The sequence below is a fragment of the Bradyrhizobium sp. NBAIM01 genome (assembly GCF_020194115.1).
Lineage (GTDB): Bacteria > Pseudomonadota > Alphaproteobacteria > Rhizobiales > Xanthobacteraceae > Bradyrhizobium > Bradyrhizobium yuanmingense.
On record NZ_JADYVU010000011.1, the window covers coordinates 93,366 to 117,452 of the forward strand.

The 24,087-nt window shown below is 64.8% G+C and carries 21 protein-coding genes; 13 read left to right on the plus strand and 8 right to left on the minus strand.

Translation table 11 applies throughout. From position 1 onward, the window contains the following. Nucleotides 1–23: 23 nt before the first annotated feature. Complete coding sequence (locus tag I6F31_RS28200) at nt 24–902, minus strand: DUF4339 domain-containing protein (protein WP_225186454.1); 879 nt, start codon at nt 900–902, stop codon at nt 24–26. A gap of 260 nt (nt 903–1,162) precedes the next feature. On the opposite strand from I6F31_RS28200, the gene I6F31_RS28205 reads away from it, so the two are divergent. The 8 genes from I6F31_RS28205 to I6F31_RS28240 all read left to right on the plus strand — a co-directional run bounded on the left by I6F31_RS28205 (nt 1,163) and on the right by I6F31_RS28240 (nt 10,928). Next, the gene (locus I6F31_RS28205; protein WP_008142802.1) at nt 1,163–1,501 is read left to right on the plus strand and encodes a P-II family nitrogen regulator; all 339 of its coding nucleotides are present in this window, start codon (nt 1,163–1,165) and stop codon (nt 1,499–1,501) included. Nucleotides 1,502–1,575: 74 nt separating this feature from the next. Next, complete coding sequence (locus I6F31_RS28210; RefSeq protein ID WP_225186455.1) at nt 1,576–2,877, plus strand: ammonium transporter; 1,302 nt, start codon at nt 1,576–1,578, stop codon at nt 2,875–2,877. A 309-nt stretch (nt 2,878–3,186) separates the two neighbouring features. Beyond that, nucleotides 3,187–3,525 (plus strand): P-II family nitrogen regulator, encoded by a 339-nt coding sequence (locus tag I6F31_RS28215; protein WP_008142813.1) that lies wholly within the window; start codon nt 3,187–3,189, stop codon nt 3,523–3,525. A 37-nt stretch (nt 3,526–3,562) separates the two neighbouring features. After that, nucleotides 3,563–5,011, plus strand: a complete 1,449-nt coding sequence (locus I6F31_RS28220; RefSeq protein ID WP_225127959.1) for an ammonium transporter — start codon at nt 3,563–3,565, stop codon at nt 5,009–5,011. A 325-nt stretch (nt 5,012–5,336) separates the two neighbouring features. Continuing rightward, a complete protein-coding gene (locus tag I6F31_RS28225) occupies nt 5,337–6,551 on the plus strand; it encodes an aminotransferase class I/II-fold pyridoxal phosphate-dependent enzyme (protein WP_225186456.1) in 1,215 nt (404 codons plus the stop codon). Between the two features lie 9 nt (nt 6,552–6,560). After that, nucleotides 6,561–9,041, plus strand: coding sequence for a DNA translocase FtsK (locus I6F31_RS28230; RefSeq protein WP_036024275.1), 2,481 nt, complete (start codon nt 6,561–6,563; stop codon nt 9,039–9,041). Nucleotides 9,042–9,193: 152 nt separating this feature from the next. Further along, nucleotides 9,194–9,952 carry an outer membrane lipoprotein carrier protein LolA gene (locus tag I6F31_RS28235; RefSeq protein WP_036003066.1) on the plus strand — a complete coding sequence of 253 codons (759 nt, stop codon included), beginning with the start codon at nt 9,194–9,196 and terminating at the stop codon, nt 9,950–9,952. Between the two features lie 160 nt (nt 9,953–10,112). Then, the gene (locus I6F31_RS28240; protein ID WP_036003067.1) at nt 10,113–10,928 is read left to right on the plus strand and encodes an exodeoxyribonuclease III; all 816 of its coding nucleotides are present in this window, start codon (nt 10,113–10,115) and stop codon (nt 10,926–10,928) included. A gap of 142 nt (nt 10,929–11,070) precedes the next feature. On the opposite strand, the gene I6F31_RS28245 is transcribed toward I6F31_RS28240, so the two are convergent. Continuing rightward, nucleotides 11,071–11,514, minus strand: a complete 444-nt coding sequence (locus tag I6F31_RS28245) for a cyclic nucleotide-binding domain-containing protein (RefSeq protein ID WP_025033074.1) — start codon at nt 11,512–11,514, stop codon at nt 11,071–11,073. Between the two features lie 58 nt (nt 11,515–11,572). Continuing rightward, complete coding sequence (locus tag I6F31_RS28250) at nt 11,573–12,259, minus strand: response regulator (protein WP_008142830.1); 687 nt, start codon at nt 12,257–12,259, stop codon at nt 11,573–11,575. Nucleotides 12,260–12,462: 203 nt separating this feature from the next. Here I6F31_RS28250 and I6F31_RS28255 point away from each other — a divergent pair, with 203 nt between their 5' ends. Further along, nucleotides 12,463–13,032 (plus strand): L,D-transpeptidase family protein, encoded by a 570-nt coding sequence (locus I6F31_RS28255; RefSeq protein ID WP_036024277.1) that lies wholly within the window; start codon nt 12,463–12,465, stop codon nt 13,030–13,032. A gap of 77 nt (nt 13,033–13,109) precedes the next feature. Here I6F31_RS28255 and I6F31_RS28260 read toward each other — a convergent pair whose 3' ends face one another. Continuing rightward, on the minus strand, nt 13,110–13,799 hold the full coding sequence (locus I6F31_RS28260) for a YggS family pyridoxal phosphate-dependent enzyme (RefSeq protein WP_036003069.1): 690 nt from the start codon (nt 13,797–13,799) through the stop codon (nt 13,110–13,112). Between the two features lie 109 nt (nt 13,800–13,908). On the opposite strand from I6F31_RS28260, the gene I6F31_RS28265 reads away from it, so the two are divergent. Then, on the plus strand, nt 13,909–15,612 hold the full coding sequence (locus I6F31_RS28265; RefSeq protein ID WP_225127963.1) for a diguanylate cyclase: 1,704 nt from the start codon (nt 13,909–13,911) through the stop codon (nt 15,610–15,612). A 169-nt stretch (nt 15,613–15,781) separates the two neighbouring features. Here I6F31_RS28265 and I6F31_RS28270 read toward each other — a convergent pair whose 3' ends face one another. Then, entirely contained in the window at nt 15,782–16,828 is a 1,047-nt protein-coding gene (locus I6F31_RS28270) for a GGDEF domain-containing protein (RefSeq protein WP_225186457.1), read from the minus strand. A gap of 187 nt (nt 16,829–17,015) precedes the next feature. Between I6F31_RS28270 and leuS the strand changes: the two genes are divergently transcribed. From leuS to holA, 3 genes are all read left to right on the plus strand, one after another. Further along, complete coding sequence (gene leuS, locus I6F31_RS28275; RefSeq protein WP_225186458.1) at nt 17,016–19,652, plus strand: leucine--tRNA ligase; 2,637 nt, start codon at nt 17,016–17,018, stop codon at nt 19,650–19,652. After that, complete coding sequence (lptE, locus tag I6F31_RS28280; RefSeq protein WP_036003091.1) at nt 19,639–20,190, plus strand: LPS assembly lipoprotein LptE; 552 nt, start codon at nt 19,639–19,641, stop codon at nt 20,188–20,190. The genes leuS and lptE overlap by 14 nt, the downstream gene beginning before the upstream one ends. Before the next feature lie 65 nt (nt 20,191–20,255). Next, nucleotides 20,256–21,284, plus strand: coding sequence for a DNA polymerase III subunit delta (holA, locus tag I6F31_RS28285; protein ID WP_036024285.1), 1,029 nt, complete (start codon nt 20,256–20,258; stop codon nt 21,282–21,284). A gap of 160 nt (nt 21,285–21,444) precedes the next feature. On the opposite strand, the gene I6F31_RS28290 is transcribed toward holA, so the two are convergent. The 3 genes from I6F31_RS28290 to rsmG form a co-directional block, all read right to left on the minus strand. Further along, a complete protein-coding gene (locus I6F31_RS28290; protein WP_225148205.1) occupies nt 21,445–22,332 on the minus strand; it encodes a ParB/RepB/Spo0J family partition protein in 888 nt (295 codons plus the stop codon). A 137-nt stretch (nt 22,333–22,469) separates the two neighbouring features. Beyond that, on the minus strand, nt 22,470–23,336 hold the full coding sequence (locus I6F31_RS28295) for a ParA family protein (RefSeq protein ID WP_025033064.1): 867 nt from the start codon (nt 23,334–23,336) through the stop codon (nt 22,470–22,472). A gap of 28 nt (nt 23,337–23,364) precedes the next feature. Further along, entirely contained in the window at nt 23,365–23,970 is a 606-nt protein-coding gene (gene rsmG / locus I6F31_RS28300; protein WP_225142354.1) for a 16S rRNA (guanine(527)-N(7))-methyltransferase RsmG, read from the minus strand. Nucleotides 23,971–24,087 lie beyond the last annotated feature (117 nt).

Genomic DNA, 24,087 nt, shown 5'->3' on the forward strand with positions numbered 1-24,087 from the left:
AAGCAGCGCCTGAAGCGTTCGGATCATGCCCCCAGCGAGCCGCGCGGCGCGAGCTCGGTCTGCGAGGCGAACCAGTTCATGATCCAGCGGTACACCCACGGGATCGGGATGATGAAGCACATCAGGATGGCGGCCACGATGCCGCGCCAGAGGATATCGAGGCCGCTGCCCTTGAACACGATCTCGCGCCGGGTGCCCTCGACGTTGCGGCAGAACCAGCGCATCTGGGCCGCGGCCACCCAGGCCCAGCCGATGATGGTGATGATGGAAATCGCGAACAGCAGATTCCAGCCGATATAGGCCCAGACCGAACCGGTGAAGCTGAGGCCCAGCGGCTGCCCATTGGAGGCGAGGTTCGCGACCATCCATTTGATCAGGAGCCAGTAGAGCACGATCTGCACGATGAACAGCAGGTTGCTCAGAATCTCGCTGCCGACGAAGCCAAGCGCGATGGCGAGAACGATGAAGCCGAAACACCACGGCACCAACGTCATCGCATTGCCGGTGAAGCTGAGGTTCGGCCGCCCGGGGACGTTCACGCAGGAGACGATCCATCTGGTGTACCAGACGAAGGCCCAAGGCGCCGGGATGACGAAGATCATTCCGATCAGCAGGACGATGCTGCGCCAGGTGAATTCGAGGATGCTGAAATCGACCGAGAGCGATCCACCGCTTGCATAGCCGGCAGCGCCGCCATAGCCACTTCCGCCCGTCGGGACCATCGGCGGCGCACCGCCGCCGATCAGGCCGGGAATTTCGGCGGCCTTCTGCCAGCCGGCCATGCCCTCGGTCCAGACCAAGGTGTCCGGACGCACGACGCCCTGGGCAACGAGGTCGCGGAATTGCCCTTCCGGAAAGGGCCCCTGCTGCTTACCCTCGGATGCGTAGAACCAACTCGCCATGGAACGTCCCCCTCGAACTTAGGTATGTACCGGCCGGGACGCTTCGGTTCACGCCTGGGTTCACCGCATCCATGCCAAAAATGCATTGTGAATGATGAACAGCTGCCCTGTACAGAGGCGGCCGTTCACATGATCGCCCTTGGCCAAACGTTTTTCCGCTTCAATCTGCAACTTTTTTGTGCCATTTGCCCGGAAAGATGCCAGATTGACGCAGCGCCGGGGACATACGGCGCGGCGCATCCCGGGGAATAGGCCTGACCATGAAACTCGTCGTCGCGATCATCAAACCCTTCAAGCTCGATGAGGTCCGCCAGGCCCTGACGGCGATCGGCGTGCACGGCATGACCGTGACCGAGGTGAAAGGCTATGGCCGGCAGAAGGGCCACACCGAGATCTATCGCGGCGCCGAATATGTCGTGAACTTCCTGCCGAAGCTGCGCATCGAGATCGCGGTCGCTTCCGACGTCGCCGACAAGGCGGTCGCCGTGATCACCGCGACGGCGCGCACCGGCCAGATCGGCGACGGCAAGATCTTCGTCACGCCGATCGACCACGCGCTGCGCATCCGCACCGGTGAGACCGACAGCGACGCGCTTTAACACAAATTATTCTTCGATCGCACCGGGCAACGACGCCACAGCGTGCGACGCCAATTGATGCCGGGGGGAACGATATGGCGGGATTGTCGCGCCGCGCAGCTGCAATGGCTGCGCCAATCGGATTTGTGTCCGCCATGGCTGCGCCGGCGCACGCGGCGGCAAACGAGATCAGCACCGCCGACACCGCCTGGATGATCGTCGCGACAGCGCTGGTGCTGATGATGACGATCCCGGGGCTTGCGCTGTTCTATTCCGGCATGGTGCGCAAGAAGAACGTGCTCGCCACCATGGCGCAGAGCCTGGCCGCGGTGATGCTGATCTCAATCCTCTGGGTGGCGTTCGGCTATTCGCTGTGCTTCGTCGGCGACGGCCCCTGGATCGGCACGCTCGATCGCTGGTTTCTCGCCGGCATGACCATGGACAGCGTCAACCCCGCGGCGAAGACGATCCCGGAATCGCTGTTCATGCTGTACCAGATGACGTTTGCCGTCATCACGGTGGCGCTGGTCGCGGGCTCGGTCGCCGACCGCATGCGGTTCTCCGCCTATCTCCTGTTCTCGGTCGCCTGGTTCATCTTCGTCTACATTCCGCTGGCGCATTGGGTGTGGGGCGGCGGCTTCCTCGCCAGCATGGGCGTGCTCGATTTCGCCGGCGGTCTCGTCGTGCATCTATCGGCCGGCACCGGCGGCCTCGTTGCAGCCAAGGTGATGGGACGCCGTCACGGCTACGGCACCGAGAATCTCTCGCCGTTCGATCTGTCGCTCGCAGTGATGGGCACCGGCCTATTGTGGGTCGGCTGGTTCGGCTTCAACGGCGGCTCGGCGCTCGGAGCGAACTCACGCGCGGTGATGGCGATCATCGCGACCCATCTGGCCGCCTGCGCGGGCGCGCTGACCTGGGGCGCGATCGAATGGGCGACCCGGCGCAAGCCCTCGGTGCTCGGCATGATCTCCGGCGCGGTCGCAGGTCTCGGCACCATCACGCCGGCCTCGGGCTTCGTCGCGCCATGGCACGGCATCGTCATCGGCATCATTGCCGGTGCACTCTGCTACTGGGCCTGTACCTGGCTGAAGCACCGCTTCGACTACGACGATTCGCTCGACGTCTTCGGCGTCCACGGCATCGGCGGCCTGACCGGCACCCTGCTCGGCGGCGTGTTCGCCACCAGCGCCATCGGCGGCACCGCCGGCCTGCTGGAGGGCAATCCGCAGCAGCTCCTGATCCAGTTCTATGGGGTCGCCGTGACCTTCGTCTGGTCGGCGGGCGTCAGCTTCATCCTGCTCAAGCTGGTCGGCCTGTTCGTGCCCTTGCGCGTATCCCGTGAGCACGAGCTGGAGGGTCTGGATATTTCGCAGCACGGTGAAGCCCTGCAGTAGGCGCCGGCGCTACGTAAATACCGCCTCGCTGCCCGACACGTGAGCAACATTGTGTCGGGAGCCTGTCTTGCCCTTATTTTCAGCAGGCGTGACCACGTTTTGAGCGCGACGTAATAGCGCACTGCATCGCAGCACCCGCCAAAGGCGAAAACCCCCGTCTTCATAGTCCGTTAGGCAATCCGCCTGATCTGGCACGGCATTTGATTCTAGGGGTCCGGCTGTGCCCGCGTAGTGAAACTTCTCCCTCGTGGCGAACCAGTCGAGAACGCCCGGCCACGTCCGGACCGGGCCCAAGCGGGGATAGGACCCATGAAAATTGTTATGGCGATCATCAAGCCATTCAAGCTTGAAGAAGTCCGTGACGCCCTGACCGCCATCGGCGTTCACGGTCTCACGGTGACGGAAGTCAAGGGGTATGGCCGCCAGAAGGGCCATACGGAAATCTATCGCGGCGCCGAATATGCCGTGAGCTTCCTGCCCAAGATCAAGATCGAGGTCGCTGTCGCCTCCGACCAGGTCGACAAGACCATCGATGCCATCACGTCCGCGGCGAAAACCGGACAGATCGGCGACGGCAAGATCTTCGTCATCAACCTCGACCACGCGGTGCGTATCCGCACCGGCGAGGCCGATGCCGCGGCCCTCTGATTTCGCGCTCAACCTTATCCAAGCAGGAGTAAACAATATGACGTTCAAGCGTCCCTATGGCGCGGGACTGGCGGCTCTCGCAGTCGGCCTGTTCGCTGCGACCGCAGCCTACGCCGAGCCAACGGTCAACAAGGGAGACAACGCCTGGATGATGACATCGACAGTGCTGGTGCTGTTGATGACGATCCCCGGCCTCGCGCTGTTCTACGGCGGTCTGGTTCGTTCCAAGAACATGCTCTCGGTCCTGATGCAGGTGTTCTACACCGTCTGCGTCGTCTGCGTGATCTGGGCCGTATACGGCTACAGCCTCACCTTCACCGGCGGCTCCGACTTCATTGGCGGCTTCTCCAAGGCCTTCATGATGGGCGTCACCACCGACACGAAGGCCGCGACCTTCTCGGTCGACGCCAACATCTCGGAGCTGATTTACGTCTGCTTCCAGATGACCTTCGCGGCGATCACGCCCGCTCTCATCGTCGGCGCCTTCGCCGAGCGCATGAAGTTCGCGGCGATCGCGCTGTTCGTTCCGCTCTGGGTGACGCTGGTCTATTTCCCGATCGCGCACATGGTCTGGTACTGGCAGGGTCCGGACCTGATCCAGGATGCGGCCAAAGCGTTGGCTGCCGCTACTGACGCGGCGGCGAAGACCGCGGCCCAGGCCAAGCTCGACGAGCTCAACGCCGATGCCGGCTGGATCTTCAAGATGGGCGCGATCGACTTCGCGGGCGGCACCGTGGTGCACATCAACGCCGGTATCGCGGGCCTGGTCGGCGCTCTCCTGATCGGCAAGCGCGTCGGCTACGGCAAGGAGCTGATGGCCCCGCACTCGCTGACCATGTCGATGATCGGCGCCTCGCTGCTCTGGGTCGGCTGGTTCGGCTTCAATGCCGGCTCCAATCTCGAGGCCAGCGGCGGCGCTGCGCTCGCCATGACCAACTCCTTCGTCGCCACCGCAGCCGCCGCGCTGTCGTGGATGTTCGCGGAGTGGATCATCAAGGGTCATCCCTCCGTGCTCGGCGTGATCTCAGGCGCCGTCGCGGGCCTCGTGGCCGTCACGCCCGCCGCCGGCTTCTCCGGCGTCATGGGAGCGATCGTCCTCGGCCTCGTCGTCGGCGTGGTCTGCCTGTTCTTCTGCACCGTGGTGAAGAACGCGCTCGGCTACGATGACTCCCTCGACGTGTTCGGCGTGCACTGCATCGGCGGCATCGTCGGCGCCATCGGCACCGGCATTCTGGTCAACCCCGCGCTCGGCGGCGCCGGCATCATCGACTATTCGGCGATCCCGCCGAAGGTCGCCGATTACGACTTCGCCACGCAGATGCTCGCCCAGATCAAGGCCGTCTGCACCACGCTGGTGTGGTCGGGCGTCGGCTCGGCGATCCTCTTCAAGGTTGTCGATGTGATCGTCGGCCTCCGCGCCAATGTCGAGAGCGAGCGTGAAGGCCTCGACATCACCGAGCACACCGAGCGCGCCTACAACATGTGACCCTCTCCTCCCGGGCGCGGTCTCTTCGGGGACCGCGTCCACAACTACGGTTCGGGCACATACCCGGCAATGCCCTGACCGTTGAGGGGCTCCAGCGCAAGCTGGAGCCCCTTTCTTTTGATCGCTCCGCCTGCAGGCACCTCCGGGGGAGGGGGGACCGTCCATGCACGCCGCTGTCTCCGGCCCCATTATTCCCGCTCTGGACGCGGGCGGCGGCCGATGGTTAATCGCGTCTTAACCTCGCCCTATCTATGGTGAACTGAACCGCTTCCCGCCGGCGCCTATGGTAGCGACCGGCCGTTCCAAGAGTACTGGCGCCCAACGAATGGCTCTGACCGCTTCATCCCGTGCGCCGCAGGGCGGTAATGGCTCCGATTCCGAACGCTCGCCCTTTGTCCGGCTGAACGAGCTGCTGGCCCCGCATCAGCCGGGCAAGCCCTTGATTTCGCTTGCGGTCGGCGAGCCCCAGCATCCCGTGCCCGACTTCGTCGGCCCGGTGCTGGCCAAGCACATCGCCGATTTCGGCCGTTATCCCGCGAACAAGGGTACCGATCCGTTCCGCAACGCCGCCGGGGCCTGGCTGTCGACGCGCTTCAAGCTGCCGCGGCCGCTCGACCCCGAGAGCGAGATTCTCGTCCTCAATGGCAGCCGCGAGGGGCTGTTCCTCGCCGCGATCGCGGCCGCGCGCTATGTCGGCCCGCGTCCGGGCAAGCCCGCGATCCTGATGCCGAACCCGTTCTATCCGGTCTACGGCGCGGGCGCGCTTGCGGCCGCTTGCGAGCCGGTCCATCTGCCGACCACGATCGAGAACGGCTTCCTGCCCGATCTCGACGCCATCAATGAGGCGACGCTGGCGCGCACGGTGGCGTTCTACCTGGCTTCGCCCGCCAATCCGCAGGGCTCGGTCGCGAGGCCCGGCTATTTCAAGCGATTGAAGCAGCTCGCCGATCGCTATGGCTTCGTGATCCTCAGCGACGAGTGCTATTCCGAGATCTACACCCGCGAGGCACCCGGCAGCGCGCTGGAATGCGCCGGCCCCGACTTCACGCGCGTGGTCGCGTTCCAGTCACTGTCGAAGCGCTCCAACCTGCCGGGCCTGCGCGTCGGCTTTGCCGCCGGCGACAAGAGGTTCATCGGCATGTTCCTCGAGCTGCGCAACATCGCCGCGCCCCAGGTGCCGGTGCCGCTGCAGCATGTCGCGACGGTCGCCTATGGCGACGAGGCGCATGTCGAGGAGAATCGGCGGCTGTACCGGATCAAGTTCGACCTCGCCGACCAGATCATCGGCAATCGTTACGGCTATCGCCGCCCCGATGCCGGCTTCTGCGTCTGGCTCAACACCTCCGAGATCGGCGACGACGTGTCGGTGACGCTCAAGCTGTTCAAGGAAGCCGGCGTGCGCGTGGTGCCCGGCAGCTTCCTGGCGCGACAGCAGCCTGACGGATTCAATCCCGGCGCAGGCTATATCCGCCTCGCACTGGTGCAGGACGGCGAGACCACGGCGCAGGCGCTGCACCGGCTGGTCGAGACTCTGGGTTAGGCGGGGCCCGTGAGCATGTCGGCAATCGAACGCGTCATTCCTCTGGTCGGCCATCTGCCGCCCTCGATCCGCGAGGGGCTGGCGCGGCGCATGCGCGAGCTCGCCGGCCTCGGCCTGATCGCGCTGGCGGGCATCGCCGCGGCGGCGCTGATGACGTGGTCGGTGCAGGATCCCAGTCTCAGCCACGCGACCTCGCGGCCGATCCGCAACATCCTCGGCTATGCCGGCGCGATCGGCGCCGATCTCGCCATGCAGATCCTGGGGCTCGGCGCGATCATGCTGGTCCTGACCGTTGCGGTCTGGGGCTGGCGTATGATGACGCATCGGCCGTTCGACCGCGAGGCGCTGCGGCTCGGCTCCTGGATTCTCTGCACGGTGATCGCGGCAGGCTTCGTCAGTTGCTTTCAGCATGGCGGGGCCTGGCCGCTGCCGACCGGCCTCGGCGGCGTGGTCGGCGATGCGCTGGTGCGCGCGCCCGCGGTGATCTTCGGGCCGGCCGGTACGATCTATCGCATCGTGCTGGGCACGATCCTGTTCGCCGCGATGACAGCGACCTTCCTGATCGCCTGCGGCCTCGGCGCGCGCGAGCAAGACGACGAGATCGCTGAGGTCGCCGATGACGACAAGCCGCTCGACGAAGACGAGGAGAGCGATCGGGGTTCGGTCTCGCTGGGCTGGCTGTTCCATGCATTGATGAGCACCAAGGCGCGGCTGATCTGGCTGTGTGGTGCCGCCTACCGCTCGCTGGTCTCGAGCGGACCGAAGACCAAGGCCGCCCAGTTCAGCCGGCAGGAGCCGAATCTCGGCGGCGGCCGCTCGGCGCCGTCGATCTCGCCGCAGTCTCAAGACGAGGACTACGAGGACGAGCACGAAGACGAATTGGAGGACGAGGAGGAGGAAGAGGAGGAGCCCGCCGCGCGCGCCCCGAAGAAGAAAGCCGCGCCGAAGCCCGCTTCCAAGAAATCCTCCGACAAGTTCGACCTCCCGTCCGTCTCCATGCTGGCCGCACCAAAGGCCGGCGATCGCCAGCCGCTCAGCAAGGCCGAGCTGGAGAACAATTCCCGTTCGCTCGAAGGCGTGCTGCAGGATTTCGGCGTGCGCGGCGAGATCGTGAAGGCCAATCCCGGTCCGGTCGTTACGCTGTACGAGCTGGAGCCGGCGCCCGGCATCAAGTCCTCGCGCGTGATCGGCCTTGCCGACGACATCGCCCGCTCGATGAGCGCGCTGTCGGCACGCGTCGCCGTCGTGCCCGGCCGCAACGCGATCGGCATCGAGCTGCCGAACGCGCATCGCGAGAAAGTCTATTTGCGCGAATTGCTGGTGGCGAAGGAGGCGACCGACACGGTGGCGAAGCTGCCGCTCTGCCTCGGCAAGACCATCGGCGGCGACCCCGTCATCATCGACCTCGCGCGCACCCCGCACATGCTGATCGCCGGTACCACCGGCTCGGGCAAGTCGGTCGCGATCAACACCATGATCCTCAGCCTGGTCTACCGGCTGCGGCCGGACCAGTGCCGCCTGATCATGGTCGATCCGAAGATGCTCGAGCTCTCCGTCTATGACGGCATTCCCCATCTGCTCACGCCTGTTGTGACCGACCCGAAGAAGGCGGTGGTCGCGCTGAAATGGGCCGTGCGCGAGATGGAAGAGCGCTACAAGAACATGGCCAAGCTCGGTGTGCGCAACATCGACGGTTACAACACGCGCCTGCTCGAATTGAAGGCCAAGGGCGAGGAGCCGACGCGCACGGTGCATACCGGCTTCGACAAGGAGACCGGCAAGGCGATCTACGAGGAAGAGAAGCTCTCGCTCGATCCGCTGCCCTACATCGTCATCATCGTCGACGAAATGGCCGACCTGATGATGGTCGCCGGCAAGGACATCGAAGGCGCGGTGCAGCGTCTGGCGCAGATGGCGCGCGCCGCCGGCCTGCACGTGATCCTGGCGACGCAGCGTCCGTCGGTCGACGTCATCACCGGCACCATCAAGGCGAACTTCCCGACCCGCATCGCCTTCCAGGTCACCTCCAAGATCGACAGCCGCACCATCCTCGGCGAGATGGGTGCCGAGCAGCTGCTCGGCCAGGGCGACATGCTCTACATGGCGGGCGGCGGCCGCATCAGCCGCGTGCACGGACCGTTCGCCTCCGACGAGGAAGTCGAGAAGGTGGTGCGTCACCTCAAGACCCAGGGACAGCCGGAATATCTCGAAGCCGTCACCGCCGAAGAGCCGACCGAGGACGAGGACGGTGCCGTGTTCGACGCCACCGGCATGGGCGGCGATGGCGGCGGCGATCTCTTCCAGCAGGCGGTCGCGATCGTCAAACGCGATCGCAAGGCCTCGACCAGCTACATCCAGCGCCGCCTGCAAATCGGCTACAACCGCGCCGCATCGCTGATGGAGCGCATGGAACTGGAGGGCATCGTCGGTCCCGCCAACCATGCCGGCAAGCGCGAGATTCTGGTCGAGGAAGAAGACAGCCATATGTGAGGCGAGGAGCCTCTGAGCAACATTTCACGCAAATTCGATATCTGCTTTTGCCCGAAATCACGGTAAAAGGGCGCCCAGCCACACAGGACGACGCGTTGATTAGACATCCGGACATTCGAATCGCTGCCACCATCGCCGCGCGAAGCGCGCGCATGGCCGGCGTGCTTCTCGTCACCGCCGCGATGGTGACCGCTGCGTCTTTCGCGCAGACCGTGCCGGTGCCGAAGCCCGCGCCGAAGGGGCGTGACGGCGGCGCGACCGCCGGTGGGCCGGCCGTCACCGGCGCGACGCAGGCGCCGCCCAATCCGGTGATCCCGGATCCGCGGCGCAACGTTCCGAGCAGCATCTTCCAGACCTTCGACGCCAACCAGAAAGCGCAGGCGGCCAAGGTCAGCGCCTATCTGTCGTCGCTGCAGACGTTGGTCGGGAATTTCGTCCAGGTCGGTCCCGACGGCAGCAAGACGCAGGGCGACTTCTACATCCAGAAACCCGGCAAGGTACGCTTCGAATATGATGCGCCGAGCCCGATCGACATCGTCGCCGACGGATCCTCGCTCGTGGTGCGCGACCGCAAGCTCGCGACCCAGGACGTCTACCCGCTGTCGCAGACGCCGCTGCGCTTTCTATTGTCCGACCGCATCGACCTGATGAGGGACACCAATGTCGTTGGCGTCTCGGCCGACGACGTCTTCGTCAGCGTCACCATCGAGGAGAAGCAGGCCCTGGTCGGCACCAGCCGCTTGCTGCTGATGTTCGGCGCCAAGGACGGCCAGCTCAAGCAGTGGACCGTCACCGATCCGCAGGGCTACGACACGACGATTGCGGTGTACAATCTGGACTCGAGCAAGAAGCTCGACCCCAACATGTTCAAGATCGATTTCACCAATTACAACACGCCGTCGCGGGGTTGAGCGCTCCGCTGCCGTAGGGTGGGCAAAGGCGCTCTTGCGCCGTGCCCACCACCTCTCCTCACGGCCATCACGGTGGGCACGCTTCGCTTTGCCCACCCTACGAGAGCTCGCTGTGGACAAGCATTTTCCCCACGCCAATCCATGCTAAGACGCATTTCCTATGCGTCTTTCCCTGACAACCTGGAACATCAACTCGGTGCGGCTACGCATCGACCTGGTCGCGAAATTTCTCAAGAGCGCGCGGCCAGAAGTGCTGTGCCTGCAGGAGACCAAGTGCATCGACGATGCTTTTCCGCTGAAGCGCTTCAAGCGGCTCGGCTACGAGCACGTCGCGCTGAACGGTCAGAAGGGCTATCACGGCGTCGCCATCATCTCGAAGATCCCGTTCGAATCGAAGGACATCCGCACCTTCTGCGACAAGGTGGATTCGCGCCACATCTCGGTGTCGTTCGGTGAAAAGGCGGGCATCGCAAAACCACTGGTGCTGCATAATTTCTACGTGCCCGCGGGCGGCGACATTCCCGATCCCGCGCTGAACGAGAAATTCGACCACAAGCTCCGCTTCCTCGACGAGATGAAAGCGTGCGAGCCGCTGCATCCGCGCGGTGAGGACCGCCACATCCTGGTCGGCGATCTCAACGTCGCCCCGCACGAGAACGACGTGTGGTCGCACAAGCAGCTGCTGAAAGTGGTCTCGCACACGCCTGTCGAAACGGAGAAGCTGAAGGCGGCGCTCGCGGCCGGCGAATGGGTCGACGTCGCGCGCGAGCGCATCCCGATGTCGGAGAAGGTCTATACGTGGTGGAGCTACCGCTCCGCCGACTGGACCATCGGCGATCGCGGCCGCAGGCTCGACCACATCTGGGTCTCGCGCGCGCTGAAGGATGCAGTCAGCGATTTCAGGATTCTGCGCGATGCGCGCAGCTGGGAGCGGCCATCGGACCACGTGCCTGTGACGGTGACGCTGGAGGTGTGAGCCGCGGTGGTCATTCCGGGGCGCGCCACTTGGCGCGAGCCCGGAATCCATTCATCAACTGACTCTGCCGCTCAATGGATTCTCAGGTGCGCAATTGCGCACCATAGTTCGCGACTTCGTCGCGCCCCGGAATGACGAGGGCTCAGCTCGTCAGCTTCGCACCCGCCATCAGGATATCACTGGCGATCTGGCTGGAGCGCACCGCGAACTCGTCGCGCAGGCGCACCGCCGCAGCGGGATCGCTTTCGAGCACGCGCTGGAACAGGCTGCGGGCGACGCGGATGACGGAGGAATGCTCCAGCGCGACCGCGCTCGACGGCCGCTTCATCGGCACCACCAGCGCGAGCTCGCCGATCAACGCGCCGGGACCGGCGATCATTTCGGCGCCGGCGCCGTCTTCAACCCGGAAGGCGCCGCGCTGGACCACGAAGCCGGCATCGGCGTCGTCGCCGAGATTGAACAGCACGTCGCCGCGGACGAAATCACGCTGCTCCGAGCCGATCGCCAGCATGCGCAACGAGGCGTCTCCCAACAGGCGCAGTGTCGGGACACGCTCGAGAAGCGCTACATCATCGTCGATTGACATTCAGGTCCGAGGCTCGAAGGCGTACGATCTAAAACGATTCGCACGCCATCGAAGCGTATCACGGCACCAGCTTGTAGCCACCGGCTTCCGTCACCAGGATCTCCGGGTTGGCGGCGTCCTTCTCGATCTTCTGGCGGAGGCGGTAGATGTGGGTTTCCAACGTGTGCGTGGTGACGCCGGAATTATAGCCCCAAACCTCCTGGAGCAGGGTCTCGCGCGACACCGGCATCTGGCCGGCCCGGTAGAGGAAGCGGAGAATTGCGGTTTCCTTCTCGGTGAGGCGGACCTTGCGGGCATTGGCCGCGGTGAGCATCTTCGAGCCGGGACGGAAGGAGTAGGGTCCGACCGAGAACACCGCGTCCTCGCTGGCTTCATGCTGACGGAGCTGGGCGCGGATGCGCGCCAGCAGCACCGCGAAACGGAAGGGCTTTGCCACATAGTCGTTGGCGCCGGATTCCAGGCCCAGGATCGTGTCGGAATCGGTGTCGTGCCCGGTCAGCATGATGATCGGGGCCTTGAAGCCGCCCTTCCGCAGCGAGCGGACAACCTCGCGGCCGTCGGTGTCGGGCAGGCCGACATCCATCAGAACCAGATCGGGGGAATTGGCCTTCGCGGCGCTGGCGCCCTTGGCGCCGGTATCGACCGCAGAGGCTTCGAATTCTTCGTGTAGCGATAATTGCTCCACCAACGTGTCGCGCAGATCGGTATCGTCATCCACGATCAGGATCTTGCGGGCATTGGCCATGGGGGGTCATCCTTTTGGGGTCCGGCTCGGCGGCACATCCATGCCGCACCCAGCCGCGAGGGGAAGTTTAAGGTCGCCGTGATTATTGTTGTTCGTGTTGAAGTAGTGGGCTGTTACCGATTCACAAGCCAGAAGCACTCTAACTCAGAATAGCAGGACGTTTTGATGAATGTCCTGTAATGAATTCGACATTGCACGTTCACATGAAAAACAAAGCAGCTTCAGTCGGTTACATCAGGAATCGAGGCCCCGGGCCGCTCTCGGCGATCCGCGTTAAGCCTGCTGCCGGCAATCCGCGCCGAGGCTGGCTGACGGCGGGAGCGCTGACCATTCCGGTTGCGCTGGGGCGAGGCGGCATTCTCGCCAACAAGCGCGAGGGCGATGGCGGCACCCCCAGAGGCAGCTTCCGGCCCAGGCAATTGTGGTGGCGGGGCGACCGGCACAGCCGTCCCCGGACGTTCCTGCCGGCCCGGATGATCACCGGCGTGGACGCCTGGTGCGAGGATCCGCGGGACCGCCGCTACAACCAGAGCATCCGGCTCGGCGAGGGGCAGGGCGGCGACCGGCTCCAGCGCGCCGACCATCTCTACGACTTCATCATCGAGATCGACCACAACACCCGACCCCGCATCGCCGGCCGCGGCAGCGCGGTGTTCCTGCACCTTGCCCGCGACAATTTCGGCCCGACCGCCGGCTGCGTCTCCATGACGAAATCCGCCATGCTGCAATTGCTGCGGCGCCTGGGCCCGCGCACAAAGATCATCATCGGGTGAGGCACACCGCCGTCATTGCGAGGCCCTTGCGACGATATTGACAGCGTTCGGGCGGCATCCTCCCTCGCCAACGGCAACTAACGATGACCGAAGATCGCGCTGCCGACGCGCACATGGGTGGCGCCGAGCATGATGGCGGTCGCGAAATCGGCGCTCATGCCCATCGAGAGATTCGTCAAGCCATTGCGCGCGGCGATCTTGGCGGTGAGCGCAAAGTGCGCGGCGGGCGGCTCGTCGACCGGCGGGATGCACATCAATCCGGAGATCGTCAGCCCGTAGGTGTCGCGGCAGCTTGCAATGAAGGCATCGGCCTCGCCCGGGGCAATCCCGGCCTTCTGCGGCTCCTCGCCGGTGTTGATCTGGACGAACAGCTGCGGGTGCCTGTTCTGGGATTCGATTTCCTTGGCTAACGCTTGGCAAATGCTCGGACGGTCGACCGAATGGATGGCGTCGAACAGCGCAACCGCCTCTTTCGCCTTGTTGGATTGCAGCGGCCCGATCAGATGCAGCGCGATATCGGGGTAAGCAGACGTTAACGCCGGCCACTTGGCTTTGGCCTCCTGCACCCGATTCTCGCCAAATACGCGCTGTCCTGCGGCGATAACCGGGATAATTGCATCCGCCGCGAACGTCTTGGACACGGCGATCAGCGTGACCGAGGCGCGATCACGCTGCGCGTCCCTGCAGGCGCGTGCAATTTCGGCTTCGACCGCGGCGAGCGCGTTTGGTGAATGGCCGGTGACCGGCGCGACGTTGGCTTCCGTCATGACGTCTCTTGGTTGTGACCTTAGCCCGAGTTAGGTCCAATTTTACCGAGTTCAAGAAACAGTTTTTGAACCCTTCGCTTTACCTTAGCCCGCGGGGTGGGTAGCGAAAATGGCAAGCGTCAGTCTCAACCGCAAGCGCGCGAAACTCAAGCAGGTTCTCGGTATCCGGGCGCGGCTTGCGTTGCTCGCGGTGATTCTCGTGACGCCCTTGATGATCGAGCGCATCCGTTCCCTCGAAGACACGCGCGCGCGGCAAGTTGCGCAGGCCGCGGCTGAATTCACCACGGTGGCGAGGCACAGCGCCGATGCGCAGCGCCAAGTGATCTCGTCGGTCGAGACCATTCTGAAATCGGAGGCCTTCATCCGCGCCTCCGCCGGCGGCATCAGCAAGAGCTGCGACGTGCTGCGCGCGAGCCTGCCGTCGAGCCTGCCCTGGATCCGCACGCTTCTGATCGCCGGCCAGGACGGCCGCATCCAATGCGCCACCAACAACATGTATGTCGGTCTCGATCTCAGCGACCGACCGTACTTCCAGCAGGCCCAGGAAACCGGCCGCTTCGTGCTGAGCGACTTCATCATGTCGCGACCGGTACCGTCGCCAACGGTGATGGCGGTCTATCCGGTCTCCGCCTTCAGCGGTGTGGCTGATGCCGTCGTGCTCGCCACCGTCAATCTCGACTGGATGTCGAAGGTCATGAACAATCTGGGCGGTCGCGCCGGCATCACTGCGGTGCTGGTCGACAGCGCGGGCACCGTGCTGGCGGCCCCGGCCGATCAGCACAGCGCGGTCGGCCGTCCGCTCGACAACATGCCGCTGATGTCCGCGATCGCCGACAAGGCGCTGCGCTCCGATCAGGATGAGGGTTCGCTGTCCTTCCTCGCCGCCGACGGCTCCCGCCGCGCGGTTAGCTATATCCGCATCGCCGGCACCAATGCCCGCCTGATCGCCAGCATCGACGAAGACAAGGTGTCCGCAGCGGTCAGCCGCGACATCCGCACCGCCTATCTGCAGCTCGCCTTCGTGCTCATGTTCGTCCTGCTCGGCGCGCTGATCGCCGCCGAAAAGCTCGTGATCAAGCCGATCGAGATGCTCGCCGACATGGCCAAGCGGCTCGGCGAGGGAGACCTGTCGGCGCGCGCCGCGCGCAATCGCCTGCCCGCCGAGTTCGTGCCGCTGGCCCGCGCGTTCAACGCGATGGCCGCGCAGCTGAGCCAGCGCGAGCGCGAGCTGATCGCAAGCAACGACCGCCTGACGGTGATGGCGTCGATCGACATGCTGTCCGGTCTCGCCAACCGCCGCGGCTTCCAGAGCCGGCTGGATTTCGAATGGATGCGCGCGCAGCAATATGGCAGCGAGCTGGCGCTTCTGATGATCGACGTCGACCATTTCAAGCTGTTCAACGACACCTACGGCCATCTCGAAGGCGATTCCTGCCTGACGCGGCTCGGCGAATCACTGTCCGGCATCGCCGCCGACACGATGGGCTTCGCGGCCCGCTACGGCGGCGAGGAGTTCTGCCTGCTGCTGCCGAACACCGACGTGACGCGCGCCGTCGCGATCGGCGAGCAGGTGCGTTCGGCCGTGCTGAGGCTCTGCCTGCCTCACATCACCTCGAACCACATGATCGTCACGGTCTCGATCGGCGTCGCCGCGACCAAGCCGAGCGAATCCTTGCGTCCCGGCGACCTGATCGAAGCCGCCGACGCCGCGCTCTACGCCGCCAAGCATCGTGGCCGCAACAATGTCGTCGAGCACGGCGTGCAGGCGATCGCGACCAGCACGGCCGAGATAATGATGGTGGCGAGCGCCTAAAGCGCTGGTTCTTCACCTCGCCCCGCTTGCGGCAGGCTATCGCGTATGAGATGTGGGCCATGGGCACCGACTATCTCCACGTCGTCATGGCCGAGCTTGACGCCTCTCGAAAATTCAAATGCGATTGCCCTGCCGCAAGCGGGGCGAGGGAGCATACCGTCGCTGACCGCTAGCCCGCAGCGCCGGCGCGATCGAGCTCGATCTCCGTCACCACACGATTGCGGCCGCCGCCCTTGGCGAGATAGAGCGCACGGTCGCAGCGTTCGATCAGATCCGTGATCGCCTCGCCGACCCGGAATTGCGCAACGCCGATCGACACGCTGATGCCGGGCAGAGTCTCGCCGGTGGAGCGACGCGTGAGCGTGCAATCTGCGATCGCGCGCCTGATGCGTTCGGCGATCTCGGCGCAAGCGGCGAGATCGGCGTCCGGCAGCACCGCGATCAGCTCCTCGCCGCCATAGCGGGCCGGCAGATCTTGCGCGCGAACCTTCTCGCGCAGGACCTTGGCCATCAGGCGCAGCACCTGGTCGCCGACACCGTGGCCGAAATTGTCGTTGAACGACTTGAAGTGGTCGATGTCGAGCATCAGCACGCTGAGCGGCTCGCCCCATTCCGCGGTCGTCTGCGCCTTGCGCAGGAATTCGTCGAGGGCCCGCCGGTTCGCCAGCCCGGTCAGCGTGTCGGTCCGGGCGCGCTGCTCGGACCGCGACAGCGAATCGCGGATCACGTCGAGTTCGCGGGTCTTTTCCGCAAAGCCTGCCTCCAGCCGCGTCGCCCGCGTGGCCGCCCGCGCCAGCTCGTTCATGAGCTGGGCAACCAGCAGCTTTGGATCGACGCCGGCCTTGCCCTGGTCAGCCACCTGGCTGATGACCTGCATTTGCGAATGATTGTCGGCGATCGCCGTCGTCAGAAACTCCTTCGCCGTCCCCATCAGCGCCTGCAGCCGCTCGGAGGTGTCGACCACGACGGCACTCACCTGCGGCGCGACGTAGGTCTCGAACAGATCCTGATTGGTTTGGGCGTCGAAGGGACGATTGTGGTCGATCAGGAGATCGATCGCGTTGCGCAGATCGTCATGGCTGCCCGCGAAATACTGGAACCAGACGGCAAAGTTGGCCGGGGTCGGTGCAATCCGCTGTTCGGCCATGCTCCGCATCGCCCGCCGGGCGACGGACGCGGCATAGTCGTAATCGGGATCGTCGAAGCTGGAATCCATGTGCGGTAACGCGACCTTGTCGGGCTGCAACTTGGCATCGACGCCTTAATCACACCCCAACGCGGACCCTCGTAGTTATGCGGAGGAGTCAAAGTTCCAAAACGCGGCAACCCATTGACCCCTTAAGGGCTTCTATGGCCTAGTCCGCCGTCTTGAGACGGCCGAACCACGAAAACCCAACGATTCCATGACCTCCGAACGCTATAACGCCCGCGACGCCGAACCGCGCTGGCAACGCCTCTGGGACGAGCAGGCGATCTTCGTCTCCAAGAACGACGATCCGCGGCCGAAATATTACGTGCTCGAGATGTTCCCCTACCCGTCCGGGCGCATCCATATCGGCCATGTCCGGAATTACACGCTCGGCGACGTGCTGGCCCGCTTCATGCGCGCCAAGGGGTTCAACGTGCTGCATCCGATGGGCTGGGACGCCTTCGGCCTGCCGGCCGAGAACGCCGCGATCGAGCGCAAGGTGGCGCCGAAGGCCTGGACCTACGACAACATCGCCGCGATGAAGAAGCAGCTCCGCTCGATCGGGCTGTCGCTGGACTGGTCCAGGGAGATCGCGACCTGCGACCCCTCCTACTACAAGCACCAGCAGAAGATGTTCCTGGATTTCCTGCGCGCAGGACTTGCCGAGCGCGAGAAGCGCAAGGTGAACTGGGACCCCGTCGACATGACCGTGCTCGCCAACGAGCAGGTGATCGACGGCCGCGGCTGGCGCTCGGGCGCCGTGGTCGAGCAGCGCGAGATGAACCAGTGGGTCTTCAAGATCACGAAGTACTCGCAGGAGCTGCTGTCGGCGCTCGACGGGCTGGACCGCTGGCCCGACAAGGTGCGGCTGATGCAGCGCAACTGGATCGGCCGTTCGGAAGGCCTGTTGATCCGCTTCGCGCTGGATGCGGCGACGACGCCGGCCGGCGAGAGCGAGCTGAAGATTTTCACGACGCGGCCGGATACGCTGTTCGGCGCCAAGTTCATGGCGATCTCGGCGGATCATCCGCTGGCGCAGGCCGCCGCCGCAAAGAACCCTGAGCTTGCGGCGTTCGTTGCCGAGATCAAGAAGATCGGCACCGCGCAGGAGATCATCGACACCGCGGAGAAGCAGGGTTTCGACACCGGCATCCGCGCGGTGCACCCGTTCGATCCCTCCTGGAAGCTGCCGGTCTATGTCGCCAATTTCGTGCTGATGGAATACGGCACCGGCGCCATCTTCGGCTGCCCGGCGCACGATCAGCGTGACCTCGACTTCGTCAACAAGTACGCTCTCGGCAACACGCCCGTCGTATGCCCGGAAGGCCAGGACCCGAAGAGCTTCGTCATCACCGACACCGCTTATGACGGCGACGGCCGCATGATCAATTCGCGCTTCCTCGACGGCATGACCATCGAGCAGGCGAAGGAAGAGGTGGCGAAGCGGCTCGAGACGGAGCTGCGCGGCAACGCGCCGGTCGGCGAGCGCCAGGTGAATTTCCGTCTGCGCGACTGGGGCATTTCGCGCCAGCGCTATTGGGGCTGCCCGATTCCCGTCATTCACTGTCCGAAATGCGACGTGGTGCCGGTGCCGGATGCCGACCTGCCCGTGAAGCTGCCGGACGATGCGACCTTCGACAAGCCGGGCAACGCTCTCGATCATCATCCGACCTGGAAGCACGTCACCTGCCCGCAATGCGGCGGCAAGGCGCAGCGCGAAACCGACACCATGGACACGTTCGTGGACTCGTCCTGGTACTTTGCGCGCTTCACCGATCCCTGGAACGAGGCTTCGCCGACCACGCCTGCGGTCGCCAACCGGATGCTGCCGGTCGACCAATATATCGGCGGCGTCGAGCACGCGATCCTGCATCTGCTCTACAGCCGCTTCTTCACTCGCGCGATGAAAGCGACCGGGCATATCGCGCTGGACGAGCCGTTCGCCGGCATGTTCACGCAAGGCATGGTGGTGCACGAGACCTACCAGAAGGCCGACGGCAGCTATGTGCAGCCGGCCGAGGTGAAGGTCGAGGTCGGCGGCAACGGACGCCGCGCCACGCTGCTGACGACGGGCGAAGACATCGCGATCGGCCCGATCGAGAAGATGTCCAAGTCGAAGAAGAACACGGTCGACCCCGACGACATCATCGAGACCTATGGCGCCGACGTCGCCCGCTGGTTCATGCTGTCGGACTCCCCGCCCGACCGCGACGTGATCTGGAGCGACGAGCGCGTCCAGGGTGCCTCGCGCTTCGTGCAGCGGCTGTGGCGGCTGGTGAACGATGCCGCCACCCTCGGCAAGGCTGCGCCGGCAGCCCGGCCGGCCAGCTTCGGCCCAGACGCCACGGCGTTGCGCAAGGCCGCCCACGGCGCGCTGGACAAGGTCACCGCCGGCATCGAGCGGCTGCACTTCAACGTTTGCCTCGCCCATATCCGCGAATTCACCAATGCCTTCTCGGAGGTGCTCCAGCGCCCCGGCCAGCCCGCCCCGGATCTCGCTCCAGATTTGGCTTGGGCGATCCAGGAGGCCAGCCAGATCCTGGTCCAGCTGTTCTCGCCGATGATGCCGCATCTGGCCGAGGAGTGCTGGCAGGTTCTGGACCAAAAGGGGCTGGTTTCGGAGGCCGATTGGCCGCAAATCGAACGCGATTTGCTGGTTGAAGACAGCGTGACCCTGGTGGTGCAGGTCAACGGCAAGAAGCGGGGTGAGGTCACAGTTGCAACAGCGGCCCAAAATCCGGAAATCGAGGCTGCCGTTTTGGCCCTCGATGCGGTAAAGCTGGCCCTGGACGGCAAGCCCGTCCGCAAGGTGATCATCGTTCCCAAGAGGATCGTGAATGTTGTCGGCTAGGACCCGTATCGCAGCCCGCTTGCTGGCAGTTGCCGCACTGGCGGCGCTGACGGCCGGCTGCTTCCAGCCGATGTATGCCGAGCGCAGCGACGGCACCCCGGGCCTGCGCGAGAAGCTGATGGGGGTCGAGCTGCCCCCGATCAACAAGCCCAATGCGTCCCGCGAGGCCCGCGTCGGCGTCGAAATCCGCAACGCGCTGGCCTTCAAGCTTTACGGCACGGCGACGGGCATGCCGCCGACCCACCGGCTCGACATCCGCTTCACCACCAGCCGCTCCTCCCTGATCGTCAGCTCCGCAACGGGATTGCCGACCAGCGAAAATCTCGGCATCGACGCCCAGTACAATCTGGTCGAAGTCGTAACCGGCAAGTCTGTGATGACCGGCTCGACCTTCTCGCGCGTGTCCTATGACATGCCGGGGTCCTATCAGCGCTTCTCGCGCACCCGCGCCGTGCGCGATGCCGAAGACCGGGCCGCCAACGAGATCGCCGAGAACATCACCACCCGGCTCGCCTCGTTCTTCACCGCGGGAACGTAATACGCTTCCGTCATTTCGGATTCGCCTTCTGACGAGGCATTCCGGAATGACGAGTATCGGACGATATGGTCGCACTGCGCGGAAAAGAGATCGACGCCTTCCTCGCCCGCCCCGATGCGGGCCGTCCGATCATCCTGCTCTACGGTCCCGATGCCGGCCTCGTGCGCGAGCGCGCCGACGCGCTGATCGCGTCCGGCGTCGACGATCCCAACGATCCGTTCTCGCTGGTCAAGCTCGACGGCGACGAGCTCTCCGCCGAGCCTTCGCGCCTCGTCGACGAAGCCATGACCGTGCCGCTGTTCGGCGGCCGACGCGCCATCCGCGTTCGCGCCGGCTCGCGCAGCTTTGCCTCCGGCATCGAGACCCTGGCCGAGATGAACGTGAAGGATTGCCGCATCGTGATCGAGGCCGGCGAGCTCCGCCCGGAATCGCCGCTGCGCAAGACCTGCGAGAAAGCCAAGACCGCCGTGGCGATCGGCTGTTATCCCGACACCGAGCGCGATCTTGCCAAGCTGATGGACGACGAGCTGCGGATCGCGAATTTGCGCATCGCGCCGGACGCCCGCGCGGCGCTGATGTCGTTCCTCGGCGGCGACCGTCAGGCCTCGCGTAACGAGCTGCGCAAGCTGACGCTCTACGCCCATGGCAAGGGCGAGGTCACGCTGGATGACGTCATGGCCGTGGTCGCCGATGCCTCGGAGCTGAAGCTCGATCCGATCGTCGACGGTGCCTTCGCCGGGCGGCCCGACATCGTCGAGACCGAGTTTGCGAAAGCGATGATCGCCGGGACCTATCCTGGCGTGATCATCTCGGCCGCGCAGCGCCAGGCCGCGTGGCTGCACAAATCCGCGCTGGCGATTGCAGACGGCACGCCTGCCTCCGCCGTGCTCGACGGCGGCTTTCCGCGCCTGCATTTTTCACGAAAGCCCGCGGTCGAAACCGCGCTGCGCAATTTCAGCCCGGCGCGGCTCGCCGCTGTGATCGAGCAGCTGGCGACCGCCGCCCTCGACACGCGCAAGCAGTCCACCCTCGCCGCCGCCATCGCCCAACGCGCGCTGATGGCGATCGCCGCGAATGCGAAACGGCGGGGCTAGACCTCCGCTCTCTCCACGTCATTGCGAGCGCAGCGAAGCAATCCAGAGTCCCTACGCGGAAAGATTCTGGATTGCTTCGTCGCTTCAGCGCAAAATTGCTTCGCAATTTTGTCGCGAGCTCCTCGCAATGACGCGTGGAGAGAGTGGTGTGAAAATGGCTCTACAGCGCGCCCTTGGCCAGCCGCTTCATCACCTCGTCGAGCTGATCGAGGTTGCGGTAGTTGATCTGCACGGAGCCGCCGGGATCGCGGTGATTGACGGTGACCTTGAGGCCGAGCGCGTCGCTGACGCGCTTCTCCAGATCGATCGTGTCGGGGTCCTTCTCCTTGCCTCCGCTGGCGCGCGCCTTCTGCGGCTTGCGCTCCGGCACGCCCTCTTCATGCGCAAGCGCCTCGGCCTGGCGGACGTTGAGACCTTCCTCGACGATGCGCTTGGCGGCGGCGAGTGGATCGGGCACGCCGATCAGCGCGCGGGCGTGGCCGGCCGTCAGCTCGCCGGTCGCGATGAAGGCCTGCACTTCCGCCGGCAGCTTGGTCAGCCGCATCATGTTGGCGACGTGACTGCGGCTCTTGCCGACGACCTTGGCGATGTCCTCCTGGCTGCGTTTGAACTCGTTGGCGAGCGCATGATAGCCCTGCGCCTCTTCCATCGGATTGAGGTCCTCGCGCTGCACGTTCTCGACGATCGCGAATTCCAGCGCATCGCTGTCGCTGATGTCGACCGGGACGATCGGCACCTCGTGCAGCCCGGCCATCTGCGAGGCGCGCCAGCGTCGTTCGCCGGCAATGATCTCGAAGCGGTCCTGCGTGCCCTTCACCGGACGCACCACGATCGGCTGGATTACGCCATGCTGCTTGATGGACTCCGAGAGCTCCTTCAGCTCGGTGTCCGAAAAGGTGCGGCGCGGGTTGCGCGGATTGGCCTTGATGAATTCGATCGGCACCTTGCGCTGCGCGCGCGGACGATCGACATGCTGAGCCTCGCCGCCGACGTCACCGATCAGACTTGCAAGACCCCGGCCCAGTCGCGAACGCGCTTCGTCGGCCATCGCCAGCTCCCTTGGATTCACGGTGCAGCACTCCAGAACTGAATTATCGTAGGGTGGGTAAAGCGAAGCGTGCCCACCGATTGTGTGCGGAAGACGGTGGGCACGGCGAAGACGCCTTTGCCCACCCTACGGCATTGTCAATGCGTGGTGCGCAACTCGCGCTCGCGCTGGATCACTTCGGTGGCGAGGCGCAAGTAAGCTTCGCTGCCGACGCATTTGAGGTCGTAGACCAGCACCGGCTTGCCGTAGGACGGCGCTTCCGAGATGCGCACGTTGCGCGGGATCATGGTCTTGTAGACCTTCTCGCCCATGAACTGGCGGACGTCGGCGACGACCTGGTTCGACAGGTTGTTGCGCGAGTCGAACATGGTCAGCACGATGCCGTGGATCGACAGATTCGGATTGAGTGTCGAGCGCACCTGCTCCACGGTCTGCAACAATTGCGACAGACCTTCGAGCGCGAAGAACTCGCATTGCAGCGGCACCAGGATCGCATCCGAGGCCGCCATCGCATTGACCGTAAGCAGGTTGAGCGAGGGCGGGCAGTCGATCAGCACGTAGGTGTAGTCGGCGTCCGGCGAGACGTTGTTGTTGAGCGCGCCGATCGCATCGCGCAACTTGAAGGCGCGGCCGGGCGTGGTGCCGAGCTCGAGCTCGAGGCCGGAGAGATCCATGGTCGATGGTGCGATGTGCAGCCGCGGCACCGCGGTCGAGACCACCGCCTCGCGCAAGGCGGCTTCGCCGATCAGCACGTCGTAGGTCGAGCAGGAGCGGTTGCGGCGATCGATGCCGAGGCCGGTCGAGGCGTTGCCCTGAGGATCGAGATCGACGATCAGGACGCGCTCCCCGATCGCCGCGAGCGCCGTGCCCAAGTTGATCGCTGTGGTTGTTTTCCCCACCCCGCCCTTTTGATTCGCCAGCGCGAGGATGCGCGGATGGCCGTGGGGGACCTCGTCGGTCTTTTGGGCCGTCTGTTCTTGCTGCGGTTCGTCAATCACGCTCATCGCAATTCCCCACTCACCCCTCAACGCCTCAGTTGCGCCGTTCGGCGGCATTGAGCTCCACGATCCAGCCGTCGCCCGTGCGGCTTTGGTGGAGCTGCGGCCGAATATTCCAATATTTAGCGGCTTCGGTCAATTCAGCCTCTACATCTTGACCCTTGGGAAACAACGCTTTTGCGCCCTGGCTCATCAGCGGCTCCGCAAAGCCGATGAGTTGATGTAGCGGAGCCAGCGCACGCGCGGTGACGCAATCGACGGGGCCGGTGATTCTATCCACATTATCCCCGATCTCAGCGAGATGTACGACTCCCGGAGATGTGGTGACGCGGATCGCTTCGCGCAAAAAAGCGGCCTTCTTGGCGATTCGCTCGACCAGATGGACGCTCGCGCCAGGCGTGCCGGCCATGACGCAGGCGAGCACGACGCCGGGAAATCCGCCGCCGCTCCCGAGATCAGCCCACCGTTTTGCAGCCGGTGCGAGATCGACGAGCTGGAGCGAGTCAGCGATGTGCCGGGTCCAGAGGTTTGGCAAAGTCGATGGCGCGACGAGATTGGTCTTGGCCTGCCACTCCCGGAGTAGCGCGATGTAGCGATCAAGCCGCTCCTCGGTTTCACGTGAAACGGGAGCGAGCTTCATAGCGGCGGTCTTGTCAGCGGCGATGATCGAATCGAGCACCTTGTCGTTGGCCGCGGCCTTGCTGATCTTCGGGCCGGCCACTCCAGGTTCACTTCGCTGCCCGGCGCCCTCACCCGC